The organism is Roseateles sp. P5_E11 (genome assembly GCF_054049355.1).
Genome location: NZ_JBFUMO010000208.1, coordinates 1 through 9,131, shown reverse-complemented (window position 1 = coordinate 9,131; position 9,131 = coordinate 1). Strand labels below are relative to the sequence as shown.

Genomic DNA, 9,131 nt, shown 5'->3' with positions numbered 1-9,131 from the left:
GTGAAGGAGAGGTTCGACGCCTGGCCCGATGGCAAGGGCAGCCCTTACGAATTGCTGGCCGATGACGCCACTTGGACCATCGTCGGGAACTCCGATGCGTCCAAGACCTACCCGTCGCGCCAGGCCTTCATGACGGAAGTGATCCAGCCGTTCAATGCGCGGATGAGCGTGGGGTTGAAGCCCACGATCCGGCAGATGCACGCCGATGGGGACTCGGTGGTCATCTTCTTCGATGCCTCGGGGACGGCCAAGGACGGCAAGCCCTACACCAACACCTATGCCTGGTTCTTCGAGATGCGAAGCAGCAAGGTCGTCAAGGCGTCCGCGTTCTTCGACAGCGTGGCTTTCAACGATCTCTGGCGTCGAGTGACGCCCTGATCTGGTTCCTGAGCGCGCGCGGTACGCCCGCGCGACATGTTCCCTGGGTCGACCTCCGACGCCGCGCAGGCGGCCAGGCACCCACGGGCATGGCCCGTTGCGCACCTCACCACAGAGACATTCCATGCAGCCAAGCTCACCCACAGTTCCGCGGATCAGCCTTCGCTTCGAAGTCCTGCTGTGCGCGGCCGGCGGGATCGCGATGGGTGGGGCCTATGACATCCAGAGCGTGATCCCGGAAGTGGCGGATGCGCTGGGTCTGAGCCTGTCGCAGGCGGGTCTCTTCCCTGCCTTGACGCAGCTTGGCCTCTGGGTTGGCGTGCTCGCGTTGCTGCCACTTGGTGACCTGCTCGATGGCAGGCGCCTGGTGGTGTCGGTCCTGCTCGCGAATGTGGTCGCGCTGTGCCTTAGTGCGCTGTCCACCGGGAGCGGTCCTCTGGCACTGGCGAGCTTCCTGGTCGGCGCCACAACCGTCGCGCCTTACTTGCTGCCGCCACTGGCGAGCAGGCTGGTCAGTCCAGAGCAGCGCTCCGAGGTCATTGCGCGGATGACGGCGGCCACCTTTGCGGGCATCGTGATCTCCAGGGCGGCCAGCGTCTATCTCGCCGAGAAGCTTGGATGGAGCGCGCCCTTCTGGCTTTCGGCTGCGATGTGCGTCCTGATTGCCGTGGCGCTGCGCRGAGCCCTTCCGTCGCTCCCAGCCACGCCCACGTTGCGCTACAGCGAGTTGATTGCTTCTCTGGGGCGCCTCCTGCGTAGCCAGCGACCGCTTCGCGAGGCCACGGCGACGCAGGGGCTGCAGTTCGCGGCGTTCAACCTCTTCTGGATCGTGCTTCCCATGTTCCTCGCAGGGCCGGCACACCAGCTCGACGCCGCCGAGATATCGGTCTTCGGCCTGATGGGCCTCGCAGGCGTCCTGTTCATCCCGGTGCTTGCTCGGTGGGTGGACCGTATCGGCACCAACTGGATCGGGCTGATCGGCGTGGGCTCAGTCGCTGCGGCCTGGCTGCTCGTCGGCCTGCTCCAGACGAATTGCTGGGCGCTCGCGGCCGGCGGCGCGTTGTTGAACTTCGGCGTGGCCGCTTCCCAGGTGGGCAACCAAGCCAGCATCTTCACGCTCTGCCAAGGCGCACGAAGTCGCCTGGCCGCGGTTTACGCGATGGGCTTGTTCACCGGCGGGATGGTGGCGGCCCCGCTGGCAACAGCCCTGTGGGCGAGGCTCGGGTGGACGAGTGTCTGCGTCGTGGGTGCCGGCCTTGCAGTGTTGACGGTGTTCCTGCAGGTCGCGCGCTTTGGCCGTCACGGCCAGGCGACGCGGGATCTCCTCAGGGAATCGGTGAATACCTAGAACGCTTGCAGCCGGCCGGCAGTGCGGCGGGTCAGCGGCGCCCCAATCGGAGGCCATCGAGAGAGGTTCTCCAAAGCAACGCAATGAAAGGACAGATCATGATTCAGCTCAAACGTGCCCTCGTGGCATCGATCCTGGCGGCAGTCGCGCACGGCGCGATCGCCGCCGAACCGGCGGCCGCGGCACCACAGCAAGCTGCGGCCGTCACGCGCGCAGAGGTCGCTGCCGACTACCTGGTCTGGGTGCGCTCCGGCATGGCCATGCTGGTCCGGCAGTCGCCGGACGATCAGCCGGACGTCAACAGCCGCAGGTATCGCGAGACGTACGCGCGGTATCAGCAGCTGCGGGCCGCGCCGGAGTTCCGTCAGCAGGTCAAGCGCATGGAGCAGGGCGGAGACGCCCAGCAGACGATGTTGGAAGCACGCGACTCGTCGCAGCAGGGGTAAGCCATGAAAGCCAGATGCTTCATCGGATCGCTGCAGCTCTTTGCACTCATGGTGGGGTCCGCGACCCCACCTGCCGGGGCGTCCACGATCACGCAGTCAGAGGGTACACGCGTTGAGGTTGTTGCCGACCTGGCGCGCTGGCATCGGTCCGGGCTTGCGGATCTGGTCGCGCAGCGGGAGGTCGACGGGCCCAGCCTGAGCACGCAGGTGCGAGCCGCCGAGCGCCGCTACGCAGCGTTGCGTGCCTCGTCGGACTCCGTCGCGCTGAGCGAGCCGCGAGAGTTGCGGGCGAGTCGCTCGCCGCGTCGCGACGCCGCCTCGAAGGACTGATGGACGGCGGGCTGCCAGGTATCCCTGGCAGCCCATTCACCTCTCCACAGGTTCCTCCGGCCCGCAGTGTTTTGCCGGGTGTCGTGCTTGAGTTTTTTGCAACCCACGACGGCAAAAATCTCGCTTGTTGCACGCCGCTGCTGCGTCAAAACTGTCAACAAGTGCTCATCGCTACCTCACGCGATGAGAGCCACAACAAAAGACCAGAGGGCTCAATTCCAAGCCTCTGGATTGACAGGAGACAAGCGTGAGTGCCGTATTCAATGAAGAGATCAAGTCAGCGCGCGTTGCCGCGATCACCGAACCCCCGGCAAAGCTGACCAAGGCGCAGAAGCGCGCCATGGCTGCGGCCACCCTGGGCACCATCGTCGAGTACGCCGACTGGGTCATCTACGCCACCTTCGCGTCGCTGTTCTCTTCGCACTTCTTTCCGTCGGAAGACCCACTCACTGGCCTGCTCTCGACCTTGGCGGTCTTCGCCGTCGGCTTCGTGATGCGCCCTGTCGGGGGCGCGATCCTCGGCCCCTACTGCGACAAGTACGGGCGCAAGAAGGCGCTGACACTGTCCATCTCGATCATGGCTGTTTCGTCACTCGTGATCGCGGTTTGCCCGGGCTACGAGACGATCGGCATTTGGGCATCCGTCATTCTCGTGATCGCGAGACTGGCCCAGGGCTTCTCCGCGGGCGGAGAGTACGGCGCCGGCGCGACGTTCCTGGTGGAAAGCGGCGCCGCTCGTCGCCGCGGCTTCGCGGGCTCGCTCCAGTTCATGGCGGTGAACGCTGGCGTGCTGGTCGCAAGCTTCATTGCCTTCGTGCTCAGCAGCCTGTTGATGCCTGCGGAGATGGCCGAATGGGGCTGGCGCGTCGGCTTCGCCGTCGCGGGGTTGCTGGGCCTCATCGTGCTCTGGCTGCGCATGGCGGCACCGGAGACGGAGTCGTTCAAGGCTGCGGAAAGGGCGCACGCCGGTGTGGCCCGTCGACGTCCGTTGACACAGATGTTCAAGGAGCATCCGCGCGCAGCGCTTCGCGTCGTCGGCATCGCCATGTCCGGCAACCTGATCAATTACATCTGGCTGGTCTACTTCCCCACCTATGCGCACCTCAAGACAGGTATGCCGCTGAAGGAGGCCTTGAGCGCCAGCATGATCTCGATCGTGATCTCGCTCTTTCTGGTGCCGGCCTTCGGTGCGTTGTCGGACCGCATCGGACGCAAGCCGGTGCTGATCACCTTTGCGCTGGGCTCTGCGCTCTTCGTGGGACCCGGCATGGCGCTTCTGTCGGGCAACTTTTGGATGGACACGCTCATTGCGACCATCGGCATGGCCCTGGCAAGCATGTTCTCTGGCACGGTGTCGACCGTACTGGCTGAACAGTTCCCAGCGGAGGTCAGGGCTACCGGTGTCTCCTTCCCCTACGCAGTAGCGGTTGCCATCTTTGGTGGCACCGGTCCCTGGATCGTGCAGACGATGACAAAGTATGGTGTCGGCCACCTCGCATGGGTTTACATCGCCGCGATCTGCATGATCAGCCTCGTGGTCTATGTGGTCATGCCCGAGACTAACCGCAAGGTCTTGGACTAATTTCGGCAAAGCGCTAGACGTTCGACAAGCCGCAGCCACATTCCGATCGCGATCGCGCAATGATCGGGCAGCTCTTGTGGAGCATCAGGCTGGCGCGCGGCCGTCCGGGTCTGCATAGTTCGGGCCTTTCGCTGGCATCTTGAACCTAGGCATACCCATGGCGGCATCACACGTGATCAGCAACGCCCGTTGCAGCAGGAAATTGGAAGAGTCCTCGGACTCGCGCTCGCCATGACCACGCGCCATCGCTGTGTCTGGGCGGAAGACGATCCGCTGATGCGCACGTATCACGACGAGGAGTGGGGCGTTCCGCAGCGGGACCCGCGCGAGCTCTGGGAGCTGCTGATGCTCGAGGGCTTCCAGGCCGGCTTGGCCTGGATCATCGTGCTGCGCAAGCGGGAAGCGTTTCGCGAGGCATTTGCCGGCTTTGATCCGGCGAAGGTGGCTCGCTTCGACGCCGGCGACGTGGAACGACTGATGCAAAACCCTGGCATCGTGCGCGCGCGGGCAAAGATCCAAGCCACCATCAAGGGAGCACAGATCTACTGCGAGATGCATGAGCGAGGCGAAGACTTCGCCGAGTTCTGTTGGTCGTTTACCGACGGCGTGCCGCTCCAGGGTGATGGCCACAGCTGGCTCACGAGTTCTCCGCTTTCCGAGGAGATCTCGAAGGAACTCAAGAGGCGTGGATTCAAGTTCGTCGGGCCGACGATCGTCTATGCCTGGATGCAGGCCATCGGCATCGTCAACGACCACTCAACCGCTTGTTTCAGACGCGCGAAGTGCAAGGCGCTGGCACGCTGACACCCTGCCGGCCAGTTGGCTTCGCAAGGTTTCCTGTCTTGCCCGGCGGCCGGCGCTCCTGCGATCCCCAAAACTGGCTGTTGTTGTAAGCGAGCTGTTTTGGGCGTTCGGTGGGACGTCAGAGCCGGCGTGCATCCCTAGGCGGCGCTCGCTGGCTAGTTGACCGCGTCTGCATTCGCCGCCCGCAGGGGGTCGGTGACCTCCAGCCAGTCCAGATCGTTCTCCAGCGTGTGGAAGGCATCGTCGCCAATTTCACCGGACTCGCGCATTTTGAGCAGCGCCTGGCGGGCCGCCCGCAGCGCCGCGTCGTAGTGGGTGTCGTATGCCGATCCGAATGACGCGAAGTTGCTGCCGTCGGCGTGCAGCGGACGTCCCAGATGCAGCTTGAGGTTCTTGCGCACCAGGGTGGCGACATCCGATGCGTCCGGCGGCAGTTGGGTGAAGGCGGCATCCAGGATGCGCTGGCGAGCGGCGTGCTCCTCCCGGGCGACCGGGTTGCCGTCCTCCAGCTGAAGGGCGCGCAGCAGCAGCTTCAGCGTCAGCCCCTGGATCAACAGCGTGCCGAGCACGACCAGGAAGGCGGTCAGCACGATCAGGTCGCGGGCAGGAAATCCTTCGGGAAGTGCGAGCGCCGCGGCCAGCGTGACGATGCCGCGCATGCCGGCCCAAGAGATCACCAGGCCGCTGCCCACAGTGGGCTGCAGCATCGGCCTGGGTGGCCGGAATCCATAGCGGCGGTCGTACATCCGGCGCAGCGCGTTGTACGTCATGTGCCAGGCGATCCGCACTCCGATCACCGTCGCAAGAACGGCCATGGCGACGACCAGGTATCGCTCCCGGGTGTCGGCATCCAATTCGAAGAGGATGGGGCGCAGCTGCAGCCCGATGAAGATGAACGCAAAGATGTTGAGCGCGAACACCAGCGTCGCCCAGACGGCATTGGTCGGGACGCGGATTCGCGCCGGCAGGCGTGAGGGTGCAAGGCGCCCGAGCGTCATGGCGAAGCACACCGTCGTCAGGACACCCGACAAGCCGACGTGCTCGGCGAGCTGCCACACGCTGAAAGTGCCGACGAACTGCAGGATGATGGCCGTGGGGATGTGCTGGACGCGCTCGAACAGGAGCTGCGCCAGCCACCCCAGTGCAGTGCCCGCGATCACGCTGCCCAGCACGGCCAGCAGGAACGTGGGCGCCACCGTCTCCAGAGAAAAGCCACCGGCCGCGACTGCACCGACGGCGAGGCGGTAGATCAGCAACGCGCTGGCATCGTTGAGCAAGCTCTCGCCTTCGAGGATGCCAAGGATCCGCTGGGGCGGCCTCAACGGCCGCAGCACCGACGTTGCCGCCACTGCGTCCGGCGGCGCGACGATGGCCCCCAGGGCGACGGCGGCTGCCCAGGGGAGGCCGGGCACAAGCGCATGGGCCACGACGGCGACGGCCGCCGTCGTGAGGCCCACGGCCACCACCACCAGGCTGGCCAGCGGCAACCAGTTGTCCTTCAGGTCCCTCAGGGAAGCGTCGTATCCGGCGTCGACCAGGATGGGCGCGACGAAGAGTGCGAGCACGAGGTCAGGAGGCAGAGTCAGGTTCGGTGCGCCGGGCACCAGCGCGAGCAGCGCACCACCCAGGGCAAGAAACACCGGATAGGGCGCCCGGGCGCGGCGGGCAGCGGCTGCCAGCATCATGGCTGCGACGAAGAGGATGAGGATTTGCTCGAGCATCGGCATCGCCCGAGTATGGTCATCGAGAGGTCTACTGGACAGTGGTCAAAAGGATGATCCGGCCAAGCTCACAGGGCACCGGCTCGAAGGAGCCGCGGGCGCTTCGCAGTCCAGTGCCGCGGCGTGACGGGCAGCGCGACTTGCATGTGGGCAGGCTCAGTGCGAGGCCCGCGGCCACCGAGGATCTTTGCGCAGAGCGCGATAGTCCATCGCCCTCGATGGCCTTTTTCTGAAGAACGCTGAAACCTACATTGGATTCAACGGGACTGCCTGCAGAGATGCCAAGTGTCAGCACCGTTCACACGTTAGCTCTTCAATCCATCATCGAGGTGTCATCATGTTCAAACGAATCCTTGTAGTCGCCGTGGCTGCCGCCGCTTTCACCGTCGCAGCCAGCGCGCAGGCCGCCGACAATCCGTCCGTGCCCCGTTCGACGACCCAGTCGTTCAAGACCCGTGCCGAGGTCATCGCTGACTTGGAGATCTACCTTCAGTCCGGCCTGCAGCACTTGGACCGCCGCGAAAACGTGGACGCCGACTCCCCGGCATACGCGGCTGCCCAGCAGCGTTATCAGCAGCTGCGCCAGTCGCCCAAGTACGCCGAGCTGGTCCGCGCCCACGCGGCGCGCTTCGGCGAGACCGTCGACGTGGCGGGTATCGGCACCGCGCAGCGCACCGGCACCGTTCAGTAACGGCCAATGGTGCTGACCTGTGCCGCGGGGGAGTTCGGACTCAGCGCAATCGAAGCATGTGGTCCGATTCCCCCTTCTTCACTTCAACCAGCGCGTCCAGCGCCTTGACCATTTCGCCGTAGCTCGCGTAGCCGTGGTCTTTGGTGTCAAAGGTGGGATCCAGGCGCTTGATCATGTGCCAGGTCGCTMCCTTTCCGACCCAGGGCTCGCCCTTGGCCTCCGACAGCAGGCGCACCGCGCGCTGAAGAATGTCCGCGGCAGGATTGGCCGGCTTCGCTGCGGGGGTCTTGTCGCCCGGCGGTTTTGGCGCCTCCGGCTCCGCCGGTGCGGCGACCAGCGCGTCGTAGAAGCGAAACTCGTGGCAGCTCTTGGCCCAGTGCCGGTTGGTATTCCTGCGCGTGCCGAAGCCGATCAGGGTGCGGCCTGCCGCCTTGATCTTCTGGGCAACCGGCATGAAGTCGCTGTCGCCACCGATGATGATCACGGTGCTGACGTGGGCAAATCGTGCGATGTCTTCGGTGGCGTCGAGGCAGAGCTTGATGTCCGCGCCGTTCTTGGCGGCAGCGCCGGGTGGGAACAGCTGGATCAGCTCGACGGCGCTTTGCAGCAGCGCGTCGCGGTAGCGGCCGAAGAACTGCCAATTGCCATAGGCCCGGTTGATCGCGACAGGTCCGAACGATGCGCTCAGCTCGACAAGGGCCTGGACATCGATCAACGGCTCCTGTGCCTTGAAGCGGTTGTCCTGTTTCGCGTAGGTGCCGTCGCCGTACTTGGCATCGACGAGTCCCGCATGCAGGTTCTCGAAGTCCCAGTACATCGCGACCGATCCACCGCCATCCTGGTTCGACATCATGTTCTGAACCCTCCCTGCTGCGGATCGTAGTGCCCGCACTATCGCCAGGGCCGTAGGCCATGCGGCCCCGCGCAGCGACGAGGCGGGCCTAGCGGCACCGCTCCCGCTTGAGCCGTGCCCGCCGGCAGTCCCAGGGGGCCATCGGGTCGGGCTCCACCCAGAGGCCCAACTTGCCGTCGCGCGCGGCCGCTTCGGCGTCGTGGAGCTGCTTCGCCTCCTCGGGTGATTGCTCTCGCACGTACCTCTTCGCATGCCAGGCCAGCCCCTGCTGGGCAAGAACAAGCTGCACGTCCTGGCCAGTTGCCGTGGTGGCGCGGCACACCTCGCGGTCAAACCGGTCGACCTTGTAGCACTCGACCTTGGTCCCCGGACCGACCAGGTTGAAGAGGCCATCGCGGGCGGCTCGCGAGTAGGCCTGGCCCAACTCGGGAGCGTCGACCGTTGCGAGACGGACCACGAAGGGCTCGCGCTCACCCGGGGAGGGCAGGCACGCGAAGGTGTCGCCGTCGTGGACACCGCGCGTCTTCTCGCAGCGGGCGGTCCAAGGCTCATGCCGATGCTCGGCCGCCGCTGAGGTGCCGGGAGGCAGTAGCAACGGGATAGCCAGCGCGATGGATGAGAGGAACTTCATGTCAAACGAAAGGTTGGCACCAAAAAGAAAGCCCCGGTCGCAATGCCGAGGCTCAATACCTCATCGCTGTCATGCAGATTCGGCACCTGCTCAGTTAGGGCGCGTGCATTCAGTTAGCACGCTGCTATCCTGCCATCAACGACTTAGCTTTAAGTCTTCATTACAGGATAGATCTAGAAAGCCCCCGGCAGGGCCGCCGGAGGCACCCCCCCGGTTGAGCCATGTACTCATGGTCCAACCTCCAGAACCCACTCCGTTGTTCAGCAGGTGAATGCAGGCTGAGCGGCTTCATCGCGGCTTCCGCATTCAAGAGTTCACTTGCGCCTGGTCCGAGCAACGCAGCACCT

General features: G+C 65.0%; 10 protein-coding genes. 7 read left to right on the top strand and 3 right to left on the bottom strand.

The window, feature by feature from the left end:
* From ACXJKR_RS16340 to ACXJKR_RS16315, 6 genes are all read left to right on the top strand, one after another.
* The coding region (locus tag ACXJKR_RS16340; RefSeq protein ID WP_457323721.1) for a nuclear transport factor 2 family protein at positions 1-378 on the top strand (378 nt) is incomplete at its 5' end.
* A gap of 124 nt (positions 379-502) precedes the next feature.
* Entirely contained in the window at positions 503-1,726 is a 1,224-nt protein-coding gene (locus ACXJKR_RS16335; RefSeq protein WP_457323720.1) for an MFS transporter, read from the top strand.
* A gap of 98 nt (positions 1,727-1,824) precedes the next feature.
* Positions 1,825-2,172, top strand: coding sequence for a DUF4148 domain-containing protein (locus ACXJKR_RS16330; protein ID WP_457323719.1), 348 nt, complete (start codon positions 1,825-1,827; stop codon positions 2,170-2,172).
* A 3-nt stretch (positions 2,173-2,175) separates the two neighbouring features.
* Positions 2,176-2,502, top strand: a complete 327-nt coding sequence (locus tag ACXJKR_RS16325; RefSeq protein WP_457323718.1) for a hypothetical protein — start codon at positions 2,176-2,178, stop codon at positions 2,500-2,502.
* 247 nt (positions 2,503-2,749) lie between these two features.
* Complete coding sequence (locus ACXJKR_RS16320) at positions 2,750-4,084, top strand: MFS transporter (protein WP_457323717.1); 1,335 nt, start codon at positions 2,750-2,752, stop codon at positions 4,082-4,084.
* A 231-nt stretch (positions 4,085-4,315) separates the two neighbouring features.
* Positions 4,316-4,888 carry a DNA-3-methyladenine glycosylase I gene (locus ACXJKR_RS16315; protein ID WP_457323716.1) on the top strand — a complete coding sequence of 191 codons (573 nt, stop codon included), beginning with the start codon at positions 4,316-4,318 and terminating at the stop codon, positions 4,886-4,888.
* Positions 4,889-5,043: 155 nt separating this feature from the next.
* Here the strand turns inward: ACXJKR_RS16315 and ACXJKR_RS16310 are convergent, their stop codons facing one another.
* Entirely contained in the window at positions 5,044-6,615 is a 1,572-nt protein-coding gene (locus ACXJKR_RS16310) for a Na+/H+ antiporter (protein WP_457323715.1), read from the bottom strand.
* 331 nt (positions 6,616-6,946) lie between these two features.
* Between ACXJKR_RS16310 and ACXJKR_RS16305 the strand changes: the two genes are divergently transcribed.
* Complete coding sequence (locus tag ACXJKR_RS16305) at positions 6,947-7,300, top strand: DUF4148 domain-containing protein (RefSeq protein WP_457323714.1); 354 nt, start codon at positions 6,947-6,949, stop codon at positions 7,298-7,300.
* A gap of 40 nt (positions 7,301-7,340) precedes the next feature.
* Here ACXJKR_RS16305 and ACXJKR_RS16300 read toward each other — a convergent pair whose 3' ends face one another.
* Together ACXJKR_RS16300 and ACXJKR_RS16295 are read right to left on the bottom strand one after the other, a co-directional pair.
* Positions 7,341-8,150, bottom strand: coding sequence for an NYN domain-containing protein (locus tag ACXJKR_RS16300; RefSeq protein ID WP_457323713.1), 810 nt, complete (start codon positions 8,148-8,150; stop codon positions 7,341-7,343).
* Positions 8,151-8,241: 91 nt separating this feature from the next.
* Positions 8,242-8,784, bottom strand: coding sequence for a thermonuclease family protein (locus tag ACXJKR_RS16295; RefSeq protein ID WP_457323712.1), 543 nt, complete (start codon positions 8,782-8,784; stop codon positions 8,242-8,244).
* Positions 8,785-9,131 lie beyond the last annotated feature (347 nt).

What these genes read in the sequence shown, in the direction of transcription:
- ACXJKR_RS16330 (WP_457323719.1), top strand. Translation starts at nt 1,825, where the DNA reads ATGATTCAGCTCAAACGTGCCCTCGTGGCATCGATCCTGGCGGCAGTC.
- ACXJKR_RS16325 (WP_457323718.1), top strand. Translation starts at nt 2,176, where the DNA reads ATGAAAGCCAGATGCTTCATCGGATCGCTGCAGCTCTTTGCACTCATG.
- ACXJKR_RS16315 (WP_457323716.1), top strand. Translation starts at nt 4,316, where the DNA reads ATGACCACGCGCCATCGCTGTGTCTGGGCGGAAGACGATCCGCTGATG.
- ACXJKR_RS16310 (WP_457323715.1), bottom strand. Translation starts at nt 6,615, where the DNA reads ATGCCGATGCTCGAGCAAATCCTCATCCTCTTCGTCGCAGCCATGATG.
- ACXJKR_RS16305 (WP_457323714.1), top strand. Translation starts at nt 6,947, where the DNA reads ATGTTCAAACGAATCCTTGTAGTCGCCGTGGCTGCCGCCGCTTTCACC.
- ACXJKR_RS16295 (WP_457323712.1), bottom strand. Translation starts at nt 8,784, where the DNA reads ATGAAGTTCCTCTCATCCATCGCGCTGGCTATCCCGTTGCTACTGCCT.